This window comes from Confluentibacter lentus (genome assembly GCF_002806995.1).
Lineage (GTDB): Bacteria > Bacteroidota > Bacteroidia > Flavobacteriales > Flavobacteriaceae > Confluentibacter > Confluentibacter lentus.
Map to the genome: position 1 here is coordinate 620,338 of NZ_NIHE01000001.1, position 23,191 is coordinate 643,528.

17 protein-coding genes are annotated in these 23,191 nt (G+C 33.6%); 6 read left to right on the forward strand and 11 right to left on the reverse strand.

Annotated elements, in window-relative coordinates; genetic code table 11:
- Positions 1–75 precede the first annotated feature (75 nt).
- The 7 genes from CDH50_RS02730 to CDH50_RS02760 all read right to left on the reverse strand — a co-directional run bounded on the left by CDH50_RS02730 (position 76) and on the right by CDH50_RS02760 (position 7,720).
- Positions 76–879, reverse strand: coding sequence for a tetratricopeptide repeat protein (locus tag CDH50_RS02730; protein WP_100610338.1), 804 nt, complete (start codon positions 877–879; stop codon positions 76–78).
- 124 nt (positions 880–1,003) lie between these two features.
- The gene (locus CDH50_RS02735) at positions 1,004–2,041 is read right to left on the reverse strand and encodes a vWA domain-containing protein (protein WP_100610339.1); all 1,038 of its coding nucleotides are present in this window, start codon (positions 2,039–2,041) and stop codon (positions 1,004–1,006) included.
- A gap of 99 nt (positions 2,042–2,140) precedes the next feature.
- Complete coding sequence (locus CDH50_RS02740; protein ID WP_100610592.1) at positions 2,141–3,145, reverse strand: vWA domain-containing protein; 1,005 nt, start codon at positions 3,143–3,145, stop codon at positions 2,141–2,143.
- The gene (locus CDH50_RS02745) at positions 3,145–4,872 is read right to left on the reverse strand and encodes a BatD family protein (RefSeq protein ID WP_232731943.1); all 1,728 of its coding nucleotides are present in this window, start codon (positions 4,870–4,872) and stop codon (positions 3,145–3,147) included. Before CDH50_RS02745 ends, CDH50_RS02740 begins: the two co-directional genes overlap by 1 nt.
- A gap of 7 nt (positions 4,873–4,879) precedes the next feature.
- Positions 4,880–5,746 carry a DUF58 domain-containing protein gene (locus CDH50_RS02750; RefSeq protein WP_100610340.1) on the reverse strand — a complete coding sequence of 289 codons (867 nt, stop codon included), beginning with the start codon at positions 5,744–5,746 and terminating at the stop codon, positions 4,880–4,882.
- Positions 5,746–6,603, reverse strand: a complete 858-nt coding sequence (locus CDH50_RS02755; protein ID WP_100610341.1) for a hypothetical protein — start codon at positions 6,601–6,603, stop codon at positions 5,746–5,748. Before CDH50_RS02755 ends, CDH50_RS02750 begins: the two co-directional genes overlap by 1 nt.
- Positions 6,604–6,718: 115 nt before the next feature.
- A complete protein-coding gene (locus tag CDH50_RS02760; RefSeq protein WP_100610342.1) occupies positions 6,719–7,720 on the reverse strand; it encodes an AAA family ATPase in 1,002 nt (333 codons plus the stop codon).
- A gap of 285 nt (positions 7,721–8,005) precedes the next feature.
- Between CDH50_RS02760 and CDH50_RS02765 the strand changes: the two genes are divergently transcribed.
- A complete protein-coding gene (locus tag CDH50_RS02765; RefSeq protein WP_100610343.1) occupies positions 8,006–8,755 on the forward strand; it encodes an SDR family NAD(P)-dependent oxidoreductase in 750 nt (249 codons plus the stop codon).
- 36 nt (positions 8,756–8,791) lie between these two features.
- Entirely contained in the window at positions 8,792–9,925 is a 1,134-nt protein-coding gene (locus tag CDH50_RS02770) for an ATP-binding protein (RefSeq protein ID WP_100610594.1), read from the forward strand.
- Positions 9,926–10,077: 152 nt separating this feature from the next.
- On the opposite strand, the gene amaB is transcribed toward CDH50_RS02770, so the two are convergent.
- Positions 10,078–11,631, reverse strand: a complete 1,554-nt coding sequence (gene amaB / locus CDH50_RS02775; protein ID WP_100610344.1) for an L-piperidine-6-carboxylate dehydrogenase — start codon at positions 11,629–11,631, stop codon at positions 10,078–10,080.
- Positions 11,632–11,772: 141 nt separating this feature from the next.
- Here amaB and CDH50_RS02780 point away from each other — a divergent pair, with 141 nt between their 5' ends.
- The 3 genes from CDH50_RS02780 (at position 11,773) to pbpC (ending at position 20,101) form a co-directional block, all read left to right on the forward strand.
- Positions 11,773–17,343, forward strand: a complete 5,571-nt coding sequence (locus tag CDH50_RS02780) for an alpha-2-macroglobulin family protein (RefSeq protein ID WP_100610345.1) — start codon at positions 11,773–11,775, stop codon at positions 17,341–17,343.
- Positions 17,344–17,347: 4 nt separating this feature from the next.
- Positions 17,348–17,659, forward strand: coding sequence for an antibiotic biosynthesis monooxygenase family protein (locus CDH50_RS02785; protein ID WP_100610595.1), 312 nt, complete (start codon positions 17,348–17,350; stop codon positions 17,657–17,659).
- 90 nt (positions 17,660–17,749) lie between these two features.
- A complete protein-coding gene (gene pbpC / locus CDH50_RS02790; RefSeq protein ID WP_100610346.1) occupies positions 17,750–20,101 on the forward strand; it encodes a penicillin-binding protein 1C in 2,352 nt (783 codons plus the stop codon).
- A gap of 2 nt (positions 20,102–20,103) precedes the next feature.
- On the opposite strand, the gene CDH50_RS02795 is transcribed toward pbpC, so the two are convergent.
- From CDH50_RS02795 to CDH50_RS02805, 3 genes are read right to left on the reverse strand one after another with little or no spacing between them, the layout of a single operon-like run.
- Positions 20,104–20,979 carry an endonuclease/exonuclease/phosphatase family protein gene (locus CDH50_RS02795; protein WP_100610347.1) on the reverse strand — a complete coding sequence of 292 codons (876 nt, stop codon included), beginning with the start codon at positions 20,977–20,979 and terminating at the stop codon, positions 20,104–20,106.
- On the reverse strand, positions 20,979–21,518 hold the full coding sequence (locus CDH50_RS02800) for a YciI family protein (protein WP_100610348.1): 540 nt from the start codon (positions 21,516–21,518) through the stop codon (positions 20,979–20,981). The genes CDH50_RS02795 and CDH50_RS02800 overlap by 1 nt, the downstream gene beginning before the upstream one ends.
- Positions 21,519–21,534: 16 nt before the next feature.
- Positions 21,535–22,002, reverse strand: coding sequence for a CYTH domain-containing protein (locus CDH50_RS02805; RefSeq protein ID WP_100610349.1), 468 nt, complete (start codon positions 22,000–22,002; stop codon positions 21,535–21,537).
- A 33-nt stretch (positions 22,003–22,035) separates the two neighbouring features.
- Between CDH50_RS02805 and dinB the strand changes: the two genes are divergently transcribed.
- Positions 22,036–23,133, forward strand: coding sequence for a DNA polymerase IV (dinB, locus tag CDH50_RS02810; RefSeq protein WP_100610350.1), 1,098 nt, complete (start codon positions 22,036–22,038; stop codon positions 23,131–23,133).
- Positions 23,134–23,191 lie beyond the last annotated feature (58 nt).

Consider the following 23,191-nt stretch of genomic DNA (forward strand, 5'->3'; position numbering starts at 1 on the left):
CGATTTTTGATTTACGAATTACGAAGATGACTTATAGAAAAATCCCAATTCGTAATTCGCAAATCCCAATTCGCTTTACCAATCTTTATCTGTTTTTACTTTAACGCCTTTTTGCTTTTCGGCATTTACTTTTTCCTGAACTTTTTGTTCTTGATTGTTCATCGCCTCTAAAAGGTTTTTTATTTGCTGAGGAGATAATTGGCCTGGTTGTGGTTTTGGTTGTTGTGGCTCTTTATTATCTTTTTCTTCTTTAGGCTTGCCTTGGTCATCTTTTTTGTCGTCGCCTTCTTTTTTATCTTGATCGCCTTTGTCCTTATTATCTTCTTTATTATCGCCCTTATCTTTGTTCTCGTCCTTTTTATCTTGGTCTTTTTTATCTTTGTCGTCTTTGTTCTCGTTGTCCTTATTTTGGTCTTTTTGCTGTTCGGCACACTCTTTTGCAATGGCTAAATTATAACGTGTTTCATCGTCTGTAGGATCATTTCTTAAAGCACTTTTATAAGCTTCAACAGCTTCCTTGCACTTTTTGTTTTTCATTAAAATGTTTCCCATATTATGAAACGCTTTGTGTTTCTCTTCTTTGGAAGTTGCTGTTTTTGAAGCCTGATCTAATCGATATAAAGCTTCATCGTAGTTTTTACTTTTATAATAAGAATTTCCTAGATTATAGATGCCCGCAGTGGTGGTTGATTTAGCTGAAATAGCTTTTCTATATGCCATTTCGGCTGAAACAAAATCCTCTTTATCAGCCAATAATGTATTGCCTTCATAGACATAATTATTGGCCTTTCTTATCACTTTCTCATCTTCCTTCTCTTGTTCTTGTGCAAAAGAAAATGTTGTGACCAACAGTATTAATATAAAAATCGATTTGTTCATGTGTTTTTAAATCTTATACCAAGATATAAAACCTTGGTTTTTTGTTAGTTAAAAAATTTATAAAATATTTTACTAATCATTTTAACCAGTGCTTTGAATTTATTGGGCTGTACTATTATAGAAACTAAAAATTCTCATTGAATAAATTCAATTTCTTTAACCAAGCTGTTTTTCGTTCCAATAAGAAAATATCCAAAAACAAAAAGAAAATTCCTAAACCTAAAAACCATTGAAACTGACTTTTAAAATCGGCATATTGTTTGGTTTCAAACTCGGTTTTATCCATTTCATTTAATATATCTCCTATGTTTTTTACAACATCATTGGTATTTTTTCCATTGATATAAATACCATTGGCAGCAGAAGCAATACCTTGTAATGTTTCTTCATTTAATTTTGTAATAACTGTTTGTCCGTTATTATCTTTTTTGTAATTTAAAACAATACCGTTCTTTTTTTCTGGAATGGGGCCGCCTTTTACATCACCAACACCTATAGTAAAAATACGAATCCCTTCCTCGTTAGCTACTTCTGCCGTGGCAACAGCTTCTTCGCTATGGTCTTCGCCATCAGAAATAATGATGAGTACTTTATTGGTTTGACTTTCGTCATCAAAATAAGTTTGGGATAACTCGATGGCTTCATTAATGGCCGTTCCTTGGGACGACATCATGTCTGTGTTCATGTTATTCAAAAACATTTTTGCTGCCGCATAGTCGGTTGTAATGGGCAATTGCGGAAATGCATTGGCTGCATAAGCAATAATCCCAATGCGGTCGCTTGCCAAATTATTGATGATTTGAGTTACCAATTGCTTCGATTTATCTAATCTATTGGGGGCAATATCTTCTGCCAACATACTTTTGGAAACATCAATGGCAAAAACAATATCGACACCTTCACGCTTAATGGTTTCTAATTTTGTGCCGATTTTTGGGTTTACAAGCGCTAAGGACAAACAAGCGAAAGCTAAACACAAGACACTAATTTTTAAAATGGATTTGAATATAGATTTATTCGGACTTAATTTATTCAATAATTGCTTTTCGGCAAATTTGCTTTGTGTTCTGTATCTCCAGATTTGAAGCACCAAAAAGATTAGGATTATTACAGGAATAATCCCTAAAACCCAAAACCATATTTTTTCATCTAATTGATACATAAATTGTTATTTGTTTTTCGTGGAGTTGTTTAGTTGTCATATACCACGAATTCACTAATTTCTTTTATCTATAATCTTTTATCTAATGTCTAACATCTATCAAACAAAACTTCTAAAAAGCGTGTTTCTTAACAGAAACTCCAAAAGCAATAATCCCAATGCTAAAAGCACCAATGGACGGTACAATTCTTCATAATTTGAATATTTGAATTCCTCAATTTCTGTTTTTTCCAACTTATTAATTTCATTGTAAATCTCTTCTAACTTTTGATTATTGGTCGCCCTAAAATATAAACCTCCAGTGGCTTTTGCAATTTCTTTTAATAAGGCTTCATCTATCTCCACTTGTATACGAGCATATTGTAATTCACCTCTAGCATCTAAACTAACTGGCGACAAAGCCATGCCGTTCGTACCTAAACCTATGGTATATACTTTAATGCCGTATTCAACCGCTAATTCACTCGCTATTTTTGGATCTATAAATCCAGAATTGTTAACACCATCCGTTAGCAAAATAATAATTCTACTTTTGGCTTTACTGTCTTTCAAACGGTTAACAGCGGTTGCCAAACCCATACCAATTGCTGTTCCACCCTCAATAACGGTATTATATTTTATATCATTTAAAGAACGTAAAACAATAGCTTTATCACTAGTAATGGGCGTTTTAGTATAACTTTCACCAGCATATTCTACTAATCCAATTCTATCATTTGGACGTCCTTTTATAAACTCAGCCGCCACTTCTTTTAAAGCATCCAATCTATTAGGAGACAAATCTTTGGCTAGCATACTGGCCGACACGTCAATAGACATAACAATATCTATACCTCGTGTTGTTTTTGTTTTGGTAGACACGTCCACTGTTTGAGGCCTTGCTAATGCCATAATTAATAATGCCAATGCTAATAAACGCAATACAAATAATGCATGTTTAAATTTTGGCAAAGAAGAGTTAACTATTTTGAACCCTTTTAAACTCGATATTTTAAGCTCGGCTGTTTGTTTTTTATGTTTTAATATATACCAGAGTATTGCCAAAGGCAAAGTCAGCAACAACCAAAAAAATTCTTTATTTACAAACTCTATTCCTTCAAACATCATTCCTCGGCTTTTTTAAGTTCGACTGAATTTAAAATACGCTCTACCATGTCATCTGCATATACATCATTTTGTCGCCATGCTATCGTAACCTGTTGAATGATTTGATTATTGGCAACAAAACTTAACAATACATATTTGCCATCAATAAAATTTTGAGTACCAGGTGATGGATATTGCATGGTCCCAAAAGTTTTAACCCCATCGGCACCATTAGGGGTAGAAAACTTGTCATTTTGCGTTAGAATATTTCTTGCGCCTTGGCTTTCCAAAGTTTTTAAATTGCTTTCTATTGCTCTTCCTATATCTATACTATCTTGCGCTTGCGTTAATGTACTAGTAGAAACAACTAGGGTAAACTGTCCTGCTTTTTCTAAACCAAATGTTGTAAGTTTCATTTTCCCTTGAAATTCATCAGGGATGGGTGTTTCAAAACGCTTTAAAACTTCTGGTGTAGAAATAGTAATAGGTGGAAAACCATACTCACTACTTACCCATTCGCCTTCCAATAATTCTTTGGTATCATGTCCAAAAATAGTGTCCTTTACATAACTGAAACCATATTTTATTGAAAATGCCGTAATGGTGGCAAACAATAGAAAAACGCATATGCCCACCGTGATAATAATCTTTTTACGTTTGGCTTTACGTTCTAGTTCTTCTTTGTATTTGGCATCTAAAAGTTTTTCTTCTTCCGTTGGTTCTGGCAATGCTTCCTTAACATGATCGATTTCCATATCAATGGTGTTTCTGTCCAGTTTTGCCAATTCAATGTCTGGAGCAGATTTCGCGAACTTAACCAAATCGGCACGCTTTAAAATGCTTTCCAAATTTCTAATATCTTCTTTACTGATGTCTATTTGATTAGCTTCTTTTAATAAAGTTAATCGGTTTATTAGCTCATCTGTGGTGCTTTCTAATGCCCTGTCATAAACCTTTTCATCCAGATATTTTCGAATAATAAACGTGAGTTCAGAATAATAATCCTTTATCGCTTCATTTTCAAGATAATTAGATTCATCTAATTTTTTTAAAGCTAATTTGGCCCTATCATACGGTGGAAGCAATGCTATTTGTTCGGCTTCCGTAAGTGGTTTTTTTCGCCAAATAAACCAATATAATAAACCGCCAACAATGGTTAAGACCAATAAAATGTAAAGCAAATATTTCCACCAATCGCTTCCAATTTCTTTAACCTCTATAATAGGTTTAATATCATACAATCCCTGTTTTGTGGTATCAACAACAATGGTATTCACCTCAACCTTTAAAGAATCGGTTAAAAATGTTTTATCACTGATGATGATTTTTTGCCGTGGAATGGTATACGTTCCAGAATCAAACTGGGTTAACCCATATTTTTTTATAAGGTTGTACTTGTCTTTATTTTTAATGGTATCGATTGGATAGGAATCAATCATTTCAAGAGGCATAAACGTTTGCCCCTCTGGAAATACTACTAAATTATCTGGATTGGTTTCAACTTCAATTTTATAGATGATTTGTTCACCAATTTTGATTTTCGCGGAATCGATAGATGATTTTACTTGTGAATGGGATATAAAAGAAAATAGACAAAAGAAAATAGACAAAAGACCAATAACGGATGACCGATGAACCAAGAACCTGGAGCCAAGAGCCAAGAGCCAAGACCTAACACCTAGTACCCAAGACCCAAGACCATTTCCAAAAGTTGTTTTATTCGTAAATCTAAAATCGTAATTCATAAATCGTTTATCCTCTTCTTTTAAAATACCCCAGCATTTTTTTCACGTAGCTTTCGTCCACACGACAATCAATAGTTCCTGCTCCAGATTTGGTAAAACTATCTTTGTAATAGTTTACTTTTTCTTGATAATACTTTCCGTAATTCAACCTTATTTTCTTGGACGATGTATTTACAAGCATCAATTCTCCTGTTTCTTCATCCTCCATTTGTACCATCCCTAAGTTTAGTATTTCTTCTTCACGCTTGTCGTAAACTCGAATACCTGTCACATCATGTTTACCCGAAACAATCTTCATGGTTTGCTGATAATCGTCTGCAATAAAATCAGATAACACAAAAACAATCGCCTTCTTTTTCATCACGTTCGATAAAAACTTTAAGGCTTCTGCTATGTTTGTGCGTTTACTTTCCGGTTGAAATTCTATCAGTTCCCGAATAATGCGAAGCACATGGGAACGTCCTTTTTTGGGCGGAATATAGAGTTCTACTTTATCTGAAAATAAAATCAACCCTATTTTATCATTATTTTGTGTTGCAGAAAACGCTAAAGTGGCAGCAATTTCGGTAACTATCTCGTTTTTAAATTGCTCCACGGTACCAAATAATTCAGAACCCGAAACATCTACCATAAGCATCATAGTCAGCTCACGTTCTTCTTCAAAAACCTTTACAAAAGGTTCGCTATATCTGGCGGTGACGTTCCAATCTATATTTCTAACATCATCACCAAATTGATATTGGCGTACTTCACTAAAAGTCATACCGCGCCCTTTGAAGGTAGAATGATATTCACCTCCAAAAATATGATCAGACAAACGCCGTGTCTTAATCTCTATTTTGCGTACTTTTTTTAAAAGTTCCTTCGTATCCATTATCTCAATGATTGATTAATCTCAAATCGATGTTTGTTTTCATTTAATACATCAAGTATCCTATCCAACTTAATTTTCCCAAAACTTTCGAGTAATAATTCATGCTCTTTTGTTATGGTATTGATAATTAATTTTGAAGGAGTATTTTGAATTCCAGAAATAGTAAAATAACTAATAACATCTTTCCAATAAATTAATATTTTCCCATCCTTATAAGATATCAGCTCATTATTAATCTTAAGAATATATTTATACCTATATATTTTATACAAATCATAAACAATTAGCAGGGTTAAAACACCTGTAAAAAATAGAGTTACTTTTAAATTATATCTTCCTGATTGATACAAATAAAACATTCCAAACATCAATATCAAAAAAACAAGAATATTCCACTTTAATGAACTCTTAAAAATGGTTTCTTTTTCAATAGCTTTATTAATATCTCTTATGAGTACCTTTTCAGCCTTCAATCTTTCATAAAAATGTAATAAATCCTTTTTTTGGGTAGTTGACTTTATTTCAATTTTTCTAAAAAAAGATGTTTCGTTAATTAAGTTTTTTATTTGAGCATCCTCATAAAATCTATGAATATCTTTTACATTTCTTCCAGCCCAAATTTTATATTTAACAACGTTAATTGCATACCAAACAAAAGGAGAAATTATTCCTAACAAAATACTACTCACTCCGCCTATGGCTAAAACCATGCTGTTTTTATCATTCCTAAAAAAATACATTAAAATAGCTGGAACTATTAAAAAGAAAAATAGTATCAAAAAAATAGCAGGCACTACCAACCATTTTTTACCTTTCTTTAATGCTTCAGAAACTTTTATGCTTTGATAATTTTTCAATGTAAATTATTCTTTAGTATCCATTTTTCAATTTACGATTGTAGATTTTTGATTTACGATTTCATTTAATTATTAAAATCACAAATCGTCATTCGTCATTCTAAAATCTAAAATCCTATGGTACTTCTATCTCGTTTATTATTTTATTGATGATATCTACGGAAGTCACGTTTTCGGCTTCAGCCTCATAAGTAATACCAATTCTATGTCTTAACACATCATAAACTACGGCACGAACATCTTCAGGAATCACATAACCACGACGTTTGATAAACGCATAGCATTTTGCGGCAGTTCCTAAATTGATACTTCCACGAGGGGACGCACCAAAAGAAATTAATGGTTTTAAATCGGCAAGCTTATATTTTTCTGGGTAACGGGTGGCGAAAATAATATCAAGAATGTATTTTTCAATTTTCTCGTCCATGTAAACCTCACGAACGACTTTTTGGGCATTTAAAATTTGTTCTACAGACACGACTGGATTTACTTTATCCCAACTCCCTTTCATATTCGCTCTCATGATTAATTGCTCTTCGGCAATTTTAGGATAATCAATCACGGTTTTTAGCATGAAACGATCCACTTGCGCTTCTGGTAATGGGTAGGTTCCTTCTTGCTCTACCGGGTTCATGGTCGCCATCACTAAAAATGGTTTATCAAGTTTGAAGGTTTCATCACCAATAGTCACTTGTTTTTCTTGCATGGCCTCCAATAAAGCAGATTGGACTTTTGCTGGCGCACGGTTTACCTCATCTGCTAACACAAAATTTGCAAAAATGGGTCCTTTTTTAATGGAGAAATCATTAAGCTTCATGTTATAGATTAACGTTCCCGTAACATCTGCTGGCAATAAATCGGGCGTAAATTGTATTCTACTAAAACTTCCATGAACAGCTTGAGCTAAGGTATTAATAGCTAATGTTTTTGCTAATCCAGGAACACCTTCCAATAATATATGACCCTGCCCTAATAAACCAATAAGTAATCGTTCAACCATGTGTTTTTGTCCAACAATCACTTTGTTCATCTCTAACATAAGTAAATCAACAAAAGCACTTTCTCTTTCAATTTTTTCATTAATAGACTTAATATCAATTGTACCTGTATCTTCCATCATTTTTTTAGTTTTTAAAGGCCGAATATACTGACCTTATTCGAGCAATGCAAATTGTTAAAATTTTTCTTGGTTTCCTGTTAATAATTGGTTAAATGTTAAAATTTAACAGCGTTAATTATAGGTTAAAAACAACAAACTTTTTTAATGTTTTTTAACATAACATTTTAGATGTGGATAACTTATTTATAATTCATGAATCCATTTAAATTATTAAAACATAATTAGGTATTTTTATAAATGAATTGAGGATTCGCTATTAGATAAGCACAAAAACTACTAAAAATGAGTAAAATAGCCCTGATAACTGGTGCAACAAGTGGCATAGGTAAAGCCACGGCTTATGAGTTTGCCAAGCATAACATCCATTTAATTTTATGCGGAAGACGGCAAAAAAGATTAATTACCATTAAAAAGGAATTGGAAAAATTCACTAAAGTTCACACGCTAAATTTTGATGTTAGCAATAAAATTGAAACGTTTAAAGCCATTGAATCCCTTCCAGAAGACCTTAAACAGATTGATATTCTTATCAATAATGCTGGAAATGCGCATGGTTTGGACCCCATTCAATCTGGACATATAGACGATTGGGATGCCATGATGGATATTAATGTTAAAGGTTTGCTATATGTTAGTAAAGCTGTTATGCCCCAAATGATAGATAGAAAATCTGGACACATTATTAATATTGGGTCTTCTGCTGGCAAGGAAGTGTATCCAAAAGGGAATGTGTATTGTGGCAGTAAACATGCTGTTTTGGCTATAACTGAAGGAATGCGTATTGATTTAAATCCATTTGGCATTAAAGTATCGGCAATAAACCCTGGTGCTGTAGAAACTGAATTCTCAAAAGTGAGGTTTAAAGGTGATAAAAAAGCGGAAGATGTTTATAAAGGCTTTGATGCTTTGCAAGCCGAAGACATTGCCGAGATTATTTACTTTGTGGTTTCCAGACCCAATCATGTGAATATTGCGGATTTATTGGTGTATCCAACAGCTCAGGCGAGTACGACTATTTTGAAAAGAAATTAAAATAATAAGATTCCTGCCTGCACGGGAATGATAGCTATGATCAACAAACGCCTACTTATAAAACACCTTTTGGCTCATAACGACGAAAATAGTTTTTATGATAAAAAGCTAAAAATAGACATCAGCCAAAAAGAAGGAAAGGCCAAGTTTTTAAAGCATATTTGTGCGCTCTCTAATAGCAATCCAAATAACAACTCGTATATTGTTATTGGTGTGGACGACTCAAACAACGAGATTGTTGGGGTCGATTTTTTTGATGATAGTAAAATACAAAACCTCATTAATGCTTATTTAACCAATGCGCCCATCGTACAATACGAGAATATTCCTTTCCCCCATTTGCCAGACGATAAAGTTGTAGGCTTAGTAACTATTAGGGCAACAGGTAAAATAACGTCTTTACGAAAAAATATTTGGAAATATTATGGTGGCTCAGTATTCTTTAGGGATGGAAGCATGAGCATGCCAAAAGTGTTTGATATCGAGATTAAAGACATCAACTCTAAAATTGTTGAAGCTATTGAAAACAATGCTCAAAATAACATCGAGCACACCTTAAATGGCGTGTTTGATTTTTTAAAAAAGCGTGTAGACTACAGCCCACAATACAAAGTATTTAAGGAATATTTTGTGTTGTGTTGGTCAGGACAAAAAAAAGTTGTTAAAAAAGACATTTATTATTCCAGAGTAGATATAGAGCTTATAAACGAACAGGTAAGACTCTTCTTTTCCACATTGGATGAAGTTTCTATTTTTTATAATGAAGACACTTTTAAAATTATTGAATATGTACAACTTGGGTTTCATAATAATTACAAATTTTACCCCTTAGAAGAAACTATTATCCGTTTTGAAAATAATGCTAATTATACCATTGATACAACCTTAATATTTGAGCCACCCCAATTTGACAAAAAAACACTGTTCCATATTTATAATAGCAACAATGCTATATTAGAAAAACTTAAAAAAGGGTTGACGCTTACTGTTAGTGAAGAAAATGACCTAAAAAATTTACCGGGTACTTATTTGATTTGTTACCTAAATTTATTTCACGAAGCCATCGACAAACTACATGAAATAAAACCATATTTAAAGAATTATAGCGATAGTCTATATAATATTCACAAAGAGTCCATGCGAATTTTGAGAAAAGTGAAATACAGTTAAGTAGCTTTTGTATTTTACGTAAATTTAACTTCAAAGTTAAACCGAAACACCTTCTATGTCAAAATAATAGTTACATTTGTTATGCTATTAATCATTTATATATACCTTGTCTTCCCCTAAAACAACTGGATCGGAGACAAGGTTTTTTTTATCTATAAATCAAATTTAATCCCTTGTGCTAACGGCACCTCAGAAGTATAATTAATAGTGTTGGTTTGTCGACGCATATACACTTTCCAAGCATCAGAGCCAGATTCGCGTCCGCCACCTGTTTCTTTTTCGCCCCCAAAAGCGCCTCCAATTTCAGCACCAGAAGTTCCAATATTAACATTAGCAATCCCACAATCGGATCCTTGAACTGATAAAAACAATTCTGCTTCCTGTAAATTATTGGTCATGATGGCAGAACTCAACCCTTGTGCCACATTATTTTGTGTTTCGATAGCATTTTCAACATCTCCAGAATATTTTATTAAATAAAGAATAGGTGCAAAAGTTTCATGTTGGACTATTTTAAAGTCTGGTTTAGCCTCGGCAATTGCTGGTTTTACATAACAGCCACTTTCATAGCCTTTACCTTTTAAAACTTCACCTTTTGCAATAATAGTTCCACCTTCCTCAACAACTTGTTTTAGGGCATTTAGATACATGTTCACTGCATCCTTATCAATTAACGGCCCAACATGATTAGTTTCATCTAGCGGATTTCCAATGCGTAATTGTTTGTAAGCGTCAACAATCCCGCTTTTTACTTTATCATAAATATCTTCATGGATAATCAACCTCCTAGTAGAAGTGCAACGCTGACCCGCAGTCCCAACAGCTCCAAAAACCGCTCCCATGACTGTCATTTTAATATCGGCATCAGGTGTTACAATGATAGCATTATTACCTCCCAATTCCAATAATGATTTTCCTAAACGGGACGCAACATCTTGCGCCACTATTTTTCCCATTCGTGTTGAGCCTGTGGCAGAAATCAATGGAATTCGATTGTCTTTTGTCATAAACCCACCTACTTTATAATCGCCATTAATTAAATTTGAAATGCCTTCTGGCAACTTATTTTTAGCTAACACCTCGCTAATTATATTTTGACAAGCAACTCCGCACAAAGGAGCTTTCTCACTGGGTTTCCAAATACATACATCTCCACAAACCCAAGCTAAAGTTGTGTTCCAAGCCCAAACAGCAACTGGGAAATTAAATGCCGAAATAATACCAACCACTCCTAGCGGATGGTATTGCTCATACATGCGGTGTCCGGGTCTTTCTGAATGCATGGTTAATCCGTAAAGTTGTCTGGATAATCCAACAGCAAAATCACAGATATCTATCATTTCTTGAACTTCTCCAAGACCTTCTTGCAAGCTTTTGCCCATTTCATAAGATACCAATTTACCTAAAGCTTCTTTTTTCTTTCTTAATTTATCACCAAACTGTCTAACAACCTCTCCACGTTGTGGTGCTGGCATGGTTCTCCAAATTTTAAAAGCAGCTGTTGCTTTTTCCATGACTGCTTCAAAATCTGCTTTCGTAGTGATGGTGACGCTTCCTATTAATTGTCCATCAACAGGTGAAAAACTTTCTAAAATAGAATTACCAGAATAATTAACAATTCCTGTAGGTGTGCCATTATTTATAGCTTTTAACCCTAATGTTTTTAATACATTTTCTATCCCAAAAAGGTTGGCTGACTCTTTCATGATTATTCATTTTATTTTTTTTTGAAGCAAATAACAATATAGTAATAAATTGTTGATTTATTTGAGTGATATTTCATATTAATCTCATTAACTTTAATACGTTTTTTCCTTTAAACCACTTTTCAATATAAATCAGATTCTATGTCAACTAAAAAACTTTTGGCTTTTATTATCATCATCATTTTAATAGTTTCTTGCAAAAAAAAGCCTGTTGAAACCGATAATTTATTTAAGTTTCGGGAATATATAAGTTATACAACTTCTGGCATCGTATCCGTTGAAAGTCCCATTATTATTAATTTAACAAAAGAAGTTGAAGGTTGGGATGTGGATAAAGAAATTCCTCAAGAACTTTTAAAAGTGGAGCCTTTTGTACAAGGAACTTTAAAAGCCGCCAACAAACATACCCTAGTTTTTACTCCAGATGAAGCCCTAAAAACGGCAACAGAATATACTGTTACCTTTAAGTTAGAAGACATTTATAAAAATATTCCAAAAGAATTTAGCAGTTACACCTTTCAATTTAAAACCATAACGCCAAACTTTAATCTTGTTACTAACAATTTACAATCCTACAGTAAAGAGTGGCAATATTTAGAATGTTTAATAACAAGTGCGGATGTTATTTCTTTAGAAAATGCCAAAAAATTAGTTGAAGCTTCTCAAAACGGAAAAAAACTATCCATTGTTTTTAATGAAATAGATAAAAAAAGTAAGGTTTTTGAGTTTAAAATTGATAGCATCCATCGTAAAATTGAAGACTCTGAAATTCTTGTGAAATGGAATGGAAGTGCTATTAAATCTGATAATAAAGGCGAAAACAAACTGACCATTCCTGGCATTAACAACTTCACTGTGGTAAGCGTCAATGTGGTGCAAATGCCCGAGCAATATCTTTCAATAAACTTTTCCGATCCCTTAAAAAAACAACAGGTTTTTGAAGGATTAGTCATGCTTCAAAACGTAAAAGACCCAAAATATGTTGTAGATGGCAATGTGCTTAAAGTCTATCCAGATTCTAGATTGGTTGGCAATATACAAGTAGATGTATTTGAAGGCATTACAAATTCCGAAAGTTATAAACTTAAAAAACCGTTTTCTGAAACTATTGCTTTTGAAGACTTAAAACCACAAGTGCGGCTCATTAGCAATGGTAGTATTTTACCAAATTCACAAGAATTAAAATTCAATTTTGAAGCCGTTAATTTAAAAGCCGTAGATGTTAGGATTATTAAAATTTATGAAGATAATATCCTCCAGTTTTTACAGGACAATGATTTATCCAACAGCAATAATTATGATATTAAAAAAGTTGGTCGCCGTATAGCCAAACAAACCATCCAACTACAAACCGAAGCTGAAAATACTGGAAAATGGAAGGCATATAGCATCGATTTATCTAAGTTTTTTAAAGCCGATCCTGGCGCTATTTACCGTGTGGAATTAAGTTTTGATAAAAGCTATTCGTTATATAATTGTGATGCTAATTCCATGATTACAAACGTAGAAAATGATGATGACTATTATGAAGAAGAATACTATGAAAACGATGATTATATTGAATCTGATGATTATGAAGATGATGAATTGCGTGAAGAAGCGTATTGGGATAATTTGACCTATCAATATAAAAACTACACTTATAATTGGCGGGAAGAGAACAATCCTTGCCATAATGCCTACTATAACCAAGAGAAAATTGTCTCTCAAAATTTATTGGCATCAAACCTGGGTGTGATTGCAAAACAAGGCACCAACAACTCGTATTATTTTGCCGTTACCAATATTTTAAACACCAATCCAGAACCTGATGCAACTATCAAGCTTTATAATTTCCAACAACAGGAAATTGCCAGCATGACTACAGATAATGAAGGATTGGCGTTGGTAGATTTAGATAAAATTGCCGCATTTGCTATTGTTTCAAAAGAAAAAAACAAGACTTATATAAAACTTGCTGATGGAAACTCCTTATCGTTAAGCAAATTTGATGTTTCTGGAAATAAATTACAACGCGGCCTTAAAGGTTACATTTACGGCGAGCGCGGTGTTTGGCGACCTGGAGACACCATTCATTTAACTTTTATTTTGAATGATTTTTCAAATCCGTTACCAAAAGGACATCCCGTAAAACTGGGAATAACCGACCCAAATGGCAAACTCATTTACAGCCATGTGACTTCAAAAAATCTTGACAATTTCTATAAATTCACTGTGCCTACTTCAATAGAAGACAAAACTGGCGATTACAACGCAAAAATAACTGTCGGCGGTGCTACTTTTTACAAAAACTTAAAAATTGAAACCGTAAAACCAAATAGGTTAAAAATTAAAGTCGATTTTGAAAACGATATCATTACTGGCACCGAACCTTTAAACGGAACCTTGGATGTTAAATGGTTACACGGCGCTCCTGCAAAAAATTTAAAAGCTGAAATTAAAGCCAAGTTTTCGTCTGCTAACACCAATTTTAAAAACTACAAAGATTATGTGTTTAATGACCCAACCAGACAATTTGAAACCGAAGAAATTAATGTTTTTGAAGGTACTATAAATGAAGACGGTATCGCAAAAATCAACAAAAAACTGGAAGTCGGCAAAAATGCGCCGGGCATGTTGAATGTTCAGTTTTTGGTAAGGGCTTTTGAAAATGGTGGCGATTTCTCAATGGATGCGTTTACCAAACAGTATGCGCCTTACAAATCGTTTGTTGGCTTACGCTCGCCCAAAGGAAATGCGTATGATTCATTTTTTACAGATGAAAATCAAACATTTGATGTGGTGATGGTTGATGCCAATGGAAAACCTATGAAGCGAGATAATCTGGAGGTTAAAGTTTATAAAGTAGAATGGCGTTGGTGGTGGAATTCGTCTTATGACGATTTAGCAAGCTATACATCAAGCAGTTACCACAAACCCTATTTAGACACTAAAATAAATACCGATGCCAGTGGCAAAGGGCGTTTCACATTGAATATTCCAGATGATTTGCGCGGACGTTACCTCATCAGAATTTCAGACCCTGTGAGTGGTCATGCCACAGGAAGAACGGCTTATTTTTATAAAAATTGGTGGCAAAAAGGCCCTTCAGCAGATAAAGAAGCCGCTAAAATGTTGATTTTTTCAGCAGATAAAGAACAATATAACGTTGGTGAAACCGCCAAAGTAACATTCCAATCTGGAAGTGAAGGTCGTGCGCTAATAAGTATTGAAAATGGTACCGAAGTTTTAGATTACCATTGGGTAAAAACCAAACAAGGAAGTACCACTTTTAATATTCCTATCACTTCAGAAATGGCTCCTAATGTGTTCATTAATATTTCGTTATTACAACCTCATGCCATATCTGCCAACGATTTACCTATTCGTTTATATGGCGTTATTCCCATTATGGTTGAAGACCCAAGTACCAAATTAGCACCACAAATAAATATGCCAAATTCCTTGCGTCCAGAACAAGAATTTGAAGTGAAAGTTTCGGAAAAAAACAAAAAAGCGATGACTTACACCATTGCTGTGGTAGAAGAAGGCTTATTGGATTTAACACGTTTTAAAATACCAAATGCTTGGAATGATTTTTATGCCCGTGAAGCTCTTGGCGTGAAAACCTGGGATATTTTTGACGATGTTATTGGGGCATATTCTGGAAGTGTTGATCAAGTATTTGCAATTGGTGGTGACGGAAATGCGGCAGCTGGTAAAAACAAAAAAGCCAATCGTTTTAAACCCGTTGTGGTTTATTTAGGGCCTTTTTCTTTAAAAGCTGGCGAACAAAAATCGCATAAAATTAAGTTGCCAAATTATATTGGTTCTGTCAGAACCATGGTTGTTGCAGGAAATAATGAAAAAGAAGCTTATGGCAGTGCCGAAAAATCGGTGGAAGTTAAAAAACCATTAATGGTATTGGCAACGCTTCCGCGGAAATTAAGCCCGGGCGAAAAAGTAACACTTCCGGTTACCATTTTTGCTATGGAGCCTAAAGTGAAAGATGTTTCCATTAGTTTGAAATTAAGCAAAGGGCTTTCTGTTGTTGGAAGTAGTTCAAAATCCGTTCATTTTGATAAACCAGATGAACAAATGCTGTATTTTGAATTAGATGCAAGCAAAGCAAAAGGTTTGAATACCATAGAAGTCATTGCTTCTGGAAATGGCGAAAAATCGACTTACAAAGTGGAGATTGATGTTGAAAATCCGAATCCGATTTCATCAAAATCCATTGACAAAACTCTAGAAGCCAAAGCTTCTGGAACTATAAATTTTGCGACTTTTGGCGTGTACGGAACAAATTCTGCATCCATCGAGTTTTCAACCATGCCTCCTATGGATTTCTCTCGTAGGCTGCAATATTTAATTCAATATCCTCACGGTTGTGTGGAGCAAACCACATCGAGTGCCTTTCCACAGCTATTTCTAAATGATATTTTCGATTTAACTTATGATAAAAAGCAACAAATAAAAAGCAATATTGAAAATGCCATCAAACGATTGGGATATTTTCAAAAAGCAAATGGCGGACTAAGTTATTGGATGGGTGAAAGCACTGCTGATGATTGGGGTACGACTTACGCTGGTCATTTTATGCTTGAAGCAGAAAAGAAAGGGTTTGTGTTGCCATTAGCTTTTAAAAGTAATTTGATAAACTATCAAAAAGAGGCGGCTAGAAATTGGCGTCCAACTTACAAAACCTATAATTCAGATTTAGCACAAGCATACAGGCTCTACACGTTAGCTCTAGCTGGAAGTCCAGATTTAGCAGCAATGAATAGGTTACGGGAATTTACAGAAATCTCCAATGAAGCTAAATGGCGATTGGCAGCGGCTTATGCATTAGCTGGTCAAAAAGAAGCGAGTAATGCTATTTCAAAATCGGCTAACATCAATTTTACAGCATCAAATTATGATTATTATACATTTGGTTCGGTAGATAGAAATCGAGCTATGGCACTAGAAAACATGGTACTCACTAAAAATACGAAAATGCGTGAATTGTCTCAATACATTGCCAAAGATTTATCAAGCAACACATGGATGAGTACACAAACAACGGCTTATAGTTTATTAGCTATGGCAAAAATGGTGCAAGCAAACGGCGGTAAAGAACTCAATGTTACTTACATTTTAAATGGAAAAACAGTTTCTGTGAATTCTAAAAGTGCGCTAGTACAAAGGGATTTACTTATTGTGGATGGCAATAATACCTTATCATTTACAAATAATAAAGACAATGTGGTGTATGTTCGGGTTTTAAATTCAGGAAAATTACCTCTTGGACAAGAATTGGTTGAACAACGCGGATTAAGTGTTTCCGTGGTTTATAAAGATTTAAAAGGGAACACGATAAATATATCAAACCTTCAACAAGGTCAGGATTTTGTAGCAACGGTTAAAGTCAGCAATTTGAAAGATGAAGCTGTGAATGATGTTGCATTAACCCAAATTTTTCCGTCTGGTTGGGAAATCGTTAATGCCCGTTTTACAGATTTTGGAGATACCACAACAAGTCAGGCACGATTTACGGATATTAGGGACGACCGGGTGAATTTCTATTTTGATTTACCTAAAAAAGGAACTTATGGCACAAAAACCTTTAATGTGATGTTGAATGCATCGTATTTAGGAACTTATTATTTACCCGGCATTCAAGCGGAAGCCATGTATGATAATGAGTATTTGGTGCGGACAAAAGGACAATGGATAACGATTGAGAAATAATATTATGAATGAAGATTTCAAACCTTATTACGCCGTTATTTTCACTTCAATACAAAAAGAAAACATTAATGGTTATTCTGAAATGGCCGAAAAAATGGATGTATTAGCCAAACAACAACCTGGTTTTTTAGGAATGGACAGCGCCAGAAATAACATTGGAATTACGGTAAGCTATTGGGAAAGTTTAGAATCCATAAAAAACTGGAAGCAACAAGCCGATCATTTACAAGCACAATTAAAAGGAAGAAAAGATTGGTATAGCTGGTACAATGTTAGAATTTGTAAAGTAGAAAGAGAATATGAGTTTAATATTTAATAGTCATTGCGAAGTAAGCATGACTGAAGTAATCTTTTTAAATTGAACAGATTGCTTCGTTACACTCGCAATGACGTTTTACATAAACGTTTGAAACCAATATTAGCCTACATAAAACAGCACAAAATCAAGTCGGCTATTATTGCCATCATTTTAATTACCTATTATTTTTGTTTACCAAGACAACTTTTTAAAGATTCTACGGCAACTGTTATCTCCAGTTCTAATAACGAATTATTAGGAGCGCAAATCGCCAAAGACGGACAGTGGCGTTTTCCTCAAAACGATAGTGTTCCAGAAAAATTCAAAACCTGTATCATTCAATTTGAAGACGAATATTTCTATAACCATCCTGGCTTTAATCCTATTTCCATATATAAGGCTTTAAAAAATAATATAAGTTCAAAAAGTATAAAACGTGGCGGAAGCACCATAACCCAACAGATTATTCGTCTCTCACGAAAAGGAAGACCAAGAACTTACTTTGAAAAGTTTAAGGAAATTATTTTAGCAACTCGGTTAGAATTTCGAGCGTCAAAAAATAAAATCCTGTCTTATTATGCCAGCAATGCGCCATTTGGTGGTAATGTTGTTGGCTTAGACGCTGCTTCATGGCGTTATTTCAATAGAAATGCCTCAGAACTTTCTTGGGCAGAAAGTGCCACTCTTGCGGTTTTACCTAATGCCCCCAGTCTTATTTATCCGGGAAAAAATCAAGATCAACTATTAATAAAAAGAAATATTCTTCTAAAAAAACTATTGCAAAATAAGATTATAGATTCACTAACCTACACATTATCTGTTGCAGAGAGTATTCCAGAAAAACCATTTGCCATTCCGCAAATAGCACCTCATTTATTGCAAAAAATTGCGATAATAAATCAAGGCGAAAAATTAAAAACCACTGTTGATATAAAATTACAAGAACAAGTAAATAGCATTGTTAAAAACCATTATAATGTATTAAGTCAGAATGGAATTTACAACATCGCTGTTTTAGTTTTAGATGTAAAAACAAGACAGGTTATGGTTTATGTTGGTAATTCCCCAACCGATAAAGCCCATGAAAAAGATGTAGATATTATTGATAAACCAAGAAGCACCGGCAGTATTTTAAAACCTTTTTTATACGCCGCCATGTTAGATGCAGGTGATATGTTGCCCAATACCTTGGTTGCCGATGTACCAACACAATTTGGAAGTTATAACCCTGAAAATTTCAACAAAACGTATGACGGAGCCATTCCTGCAAGTAAGGCTTTATCTCAATCATTAAATGTGCCTTCAGTAAGAATGTTACAAGAATTTGGACTCGATAGATTTCATCATTATTTAAAAGCCTTAAACCTAAAAGATTTAAAATATAACGCCAATCACTATGGTTTGTCGCTTATTCTTGGTGGTGCCGAAAGCAACTTATGGGATTTATGTAAAAATTATGCAGCATTTTCTTCAACCTTAAATCATTTTTCTGAAACATCAAGCGAATATTACAGCAATGAATTCTGTGAACCTACTTTTTTGGCTTCGGAAATTGTTGATTTTGGAAAGAAAACTTCAGATAAAACCTTATTTGATGCCGCTTCCATTTATTTAACTTATGAAAGTTTAAAAGAAGTCAATCGCCCCGAAGGTGATGAAAATTGGGAGTTTTTTGATTCTTCAAAACAAATAGCTTGGAAAACAGGAACTAGTTTTGGCTTTCGCGATGCTTGGGCTATTGGCTCAACAAGAGATTATGTGGTGGGTGTCTGGGTTGGAAATGCAGATGGTGAAGGCAGGCCTGGCATAGTTGGTGTGCAAACCGCAGCACCTATTTTATTTGATGTGTTTAACCTATTACCAAATAGTAATTGGTTTTCAAAACCTTACGACGAAATGCAAGAAATTGAAATTTGTTCAAAAAGTGGGTACAGAGCCTCTCCAAATTGCATGGATACAAAAACAAAGTTTGTTCAATTAAGCGGTTTAAAAACCAAACCTTGTCCGTTCCATGTTTTGGTTCATTTGGATAAAAGCGAAATGTATCAAGTAAATTCATCTTGTGAAGATATAAATAACATGGTTCACCAATCTTGGTTTGTTCTACCTCCTTTAATGGCATATTATTATAAAAGTAAAAACCCATTTTATAAACACTTACCAAAATTTAGGGATGATTGTTTGGGTGAAAATCTTATAACCATGGAATTTATATATCCGAAAGAAAACAACACCGTTTTTTTACCCAAAGATTTTGATGGGAAAACCAATGAACTTGTTTTAAAAATGGCGCATTCAAAACCAGAAGCTACCTTGTTTTGGTATATTGATGAAACATTTATTAATACAACAAAAGATATTCATGAGCTTGCTATACTTCCAAAAGAAGGAAAACATATTATAACCGTTGTTGATGAATTTGGTAATGAAGCCAAACAATTTATTGATATAGCAGACTAATTTTATTGTCTTATATATGTTTTTAACATACTATGGTCTGATTTAAAAGTTCCCGTTTTTTCAGTTTTAATAATTTTCAAATCTTTAGAAACCCATATATGGTCTATGGAAAGCAAGGGGATGTTCCAAAACCAGGTTTCTCTAAATCCGTTACCCTTTTCGGTTAAGGCATGATTAAAATTATTTTTTATTTCTTTGAAAAGGACTGATTCGTATGGCAAATTAAAATCGCCCAAAATAATGGTATTGTTTTTTTTATCAATCTGTGAATTAATAAATTGCATCTCCCCTTCTCTTGGTAAATCTGGGCTACCTTGTGCATCAACCGCATAAAAATCAATATCCCTGGATTTGAAGTTTACAACTGTTGAATTGCGTTTTGAGGTTACTTCTTTTTCAATTATAACAGGTGTTTTTGAGAATAAATATATGTCCCCTTTCGTTCTATAAATGTAATAATCGACATATTTTTGCTTCAAGCGTTTAAAATCAATTATTTTAGGTTCAACTAAAACTAAAATATCAGGAATGCCATTATTCTCAACAAAAGCCTCTTCAAAGCCATTATCACGAGACGCATTCCAAAAAACAATTTCTAAATCCGTTTCACTTATGTCATCAGAAAAATGAATATTAAAACTTCTTCCCAACCAACTAAGTAACAAAATACCAGCTAAAAATAAATTGTATTTCCTGAATTTTTTACCAATAATCATGGTGAAAAACAAAATGATAGCAATAATTATTGGCAAAGGAAATATGTAAAAAAGTAATGGTTCATAAAAACTATTATCCTTTATTATGAAATGAATGGTTAATAATGCTAAGATTACTAAAACATTTATGAGTAGAAAAAGGGCTCTTAAAATTTTTAGCATTATCTTAAAGGATATCCTTTAGCTGCCCACCAAGGATGTACTTCCACAATTAATCTTCCTTTTTTAACCATGGGGTCTGCCTTTGCCAAACTATCTGCCATTTTTAGTGTAGGTACATTATAAATGGTAATGCCACGAATATCTCCATTGTCCCCAAAAGGCCCAGAAATATCGGCATATCCTAATTCATACATCTTAGACAAATGGGCTAAATGCTCACTTTGTAATAGTTCAGTCTCCTCTTCATTTTGCGACCTAATAGGACCCGATTTTAAAAACACCATAAAATATTGTTGCATTATAATAGTGTCGTTTGTCTTTTCATCAATATAATCAAAAAATTGAAATCCTTTAGCTGTAAGTTCTGCTTTTAGCGCTTTGATAGATTTTTTATTGATTTTTTCTAAACCTAAAGTATCCATAGGTTTACTATTTACTTGTAAGCTATCTACTTTTTCATTTAAACGTTTACCATCAGATTCCATTTTGCACGAAAAAAGAAAGGTTATTATTAAAACTGATAAAATTAATTTCTTCATATAATTATTTTAAATACTACCAAGTTTTATATGGCTGTTTACTTAATTGAGCATTATAATAGCGTATATCTCCTGTAACTTCTTGGCCAAGCCAATTTGGTTTTTCATAAATTTCTGTTTCGCTTTCTAGTTCAATTTCAGCAATAACTAAGCCCTTATTGTCCCCGTAAAATTCATCTACCTCAAAAACATGGTTTCCTACCTTTACTTCATAACGTATTTTATCGATTATTCCTTTTTCACATATTTTTAATAGATTTTCAGCTTCTATTATGGATATTTCTCTTTCCCATTCAAATCTAGATAATCCGTTACTACTAGATTCCCCTTTAATCGTTAAAAATCCTTGATAACCTTGTATTCTAACCCTAACGGTTCGTTGTTTATCCGTGTTTAAAAACCCTTGAACTATTCTTGATTGTTTAAAAGCTTCTGTTTTATATGAATCAGAAGTGACTAAAAATTTACGTTCTATTTCAATCATCTAAATTTTGATAAGTTGTTATAAATTTACAGTATGTCAACCGATTTACCAATTAGAAAAATTATTCATATTGATATGGATGCCTTTTTTGCGTCTGTAGAACAAATGGATAATCCAGAACTAAAGGGAAAGCCTATTGCTGTGGGCGGCGGCGGAAAACGTGGTGTTGTAAGTGCGGCTAGTTATGAGGCCAGAAAATTTGGTGTTAAAAGTGCCATGGCTGGAAATTTAGCAGCCAAGTTATGTCCGGAACTAATTTTTGTAAGACCACATTTTGAGAGATATGCTGAAATCTCAAAAAGAATAAGAAAAATATTTTATGATTATACCGATTTGGTAGAACCATTATCTCTAGACGAAGCCTATTTAGACGTTACTGAAAACAAAAAAGGAAATCCGAGCGCCACATTAATAGCTAAAGAAATACGCGAACGTATTTATAAGGAGATTGGTTTAACAGCCTCTGCGGGTATTTCAATCAATAAATTTATTGCTAAAGTTGCCAGTGATTATAATAAGCCTAACGGACAAAAAACGGTGACCCCAGAAGACGTCATTCCCTTTTTAGAACAATTGGATATTCGAAAATTTTATGGTGTTGGGAAAGTAACTGCCGAAAAAATGTACCAATTGGGAATTTTTACTGGAAAGGATTTGAAATTGAAAACCATCGATTATTTGGATACCCATTTTGGAAAATCCGGAAGGTACTATTATTATGTGGTTAGAGGCATCCATAATAGTGAAGTGAAACCTAATAGAATTCGAAAATCTTTAGCTGCAGAACGTACTTTTGGTGAAAACCTATCCAGTGAAATTTTTATGTTAGAAAAACTGGATCATATTGCAAATGAGGTGTCAAATCGGTTATCAAAAAGCAAGGTTTCTGGTAAAACAATTACCCTCAAAATTAAATATAGCGATTTCACCCTTCAAACCAGAAGCAAAACATTACCTTATTTTATTAGTGATAAATCTATTATTCTTGAAACTGCCAAAGATTTATTATTTCAAGAAAAATTAAATAACTCTGTAAGATTATTGGGTATTTCTTTATCAAATTTAAATACGGAAACCATTAAAGCTCCCGAAAGTAAAAGCATTAGTGTCCAGTTAAAATTCGAATTTTAATATAAAAAGTAATGCTTTTATAAAAAATGGATGAAAAATTTCTGTTTTTTTCAAATAT